Raw genomic sequence first — 699 nt, 5'->3', positions numbered from 1 at the left:
TTTCAGAGAGTAGCGCCTTGTCAGCATGTGAAGAAATAGAAGGGTTCATGCGTTACTCCGAAAATCTTTGAACAGTTGAGAGTGTAGAATTGTTTTTATACATTTGTTAGCGCTTTGTTACAAGTGCATTTTATTATTGAGTTGCATTTATATCAGATGGTTACGTCGGTAATTTTGGCGCAATCATAGATTCCAATTATGAGAGTAACATCACGAACGGCGTGAAACTAAATCTAATACGAAACCTAATTTTTCTTTTATTTTCGACACCATAGACGTTATGGTGGTGCACGTCTTCCGTTATACGAAAAATTGGCAAGGAATGTGGCCAGACTGCATGAGTAAAGTTATCCATAAATGGAAAAGTATTTCTCTCATAGAGGAGAACGTGACGCTCCCTACGAACGTCGTGGTAAAACATACAACAATCAATCACCCTGGCGCGGCAGTTATTCTTCCTATCACTTCGTCTGGAAAAATCATCCTCATTAACCAGTTCCGCCCTTCTCTAAAGAAATGGCTTTTGGAACTACCCGCAGGCACGATGGAAATAGATGAGACACCTCTTCAATGTGCTCAGCGCGAATTGGAAGAAGAAACAGGTTACAGTGCAACTTCTTTTCAAAGCTTGGGGCAAGTCACCCCTTTGGCTGGCTTCTGTGATGAGATACAACATCTGTTTGTCGCAAAAGACTTAAG

General features: G+C 40.9%; 1 protein-coding gene. It reads left to right on the top strand.

Annotation, left to right across the window (positions count from 1 at the left end; translation table 11 throughout):
• Positions 1 to 337: 337 nt before the first annotated feature.
• On the top strand, positions 338 to 699 hold a 362-nt coding region (locus AB4517_RS22800; RefSeq protein WP_372150144.1), incomplete at its 3' end, for an NUDIX hydrolase.

Origin of the sequence: Vibrio sp. 10N.222.52.C3 (genome assembly GCF_041474195.1) — a bacterium.
Lineage (GTDB): Bacteria > Pseudomonadota > Gammaproteobacteria > Enterobacterales > Vibrionaceae > Vibrio > Vibrio crassostreae_C.
This window is presented reverse-complemented; position numbering and strand designations above follow the sequence as displayed.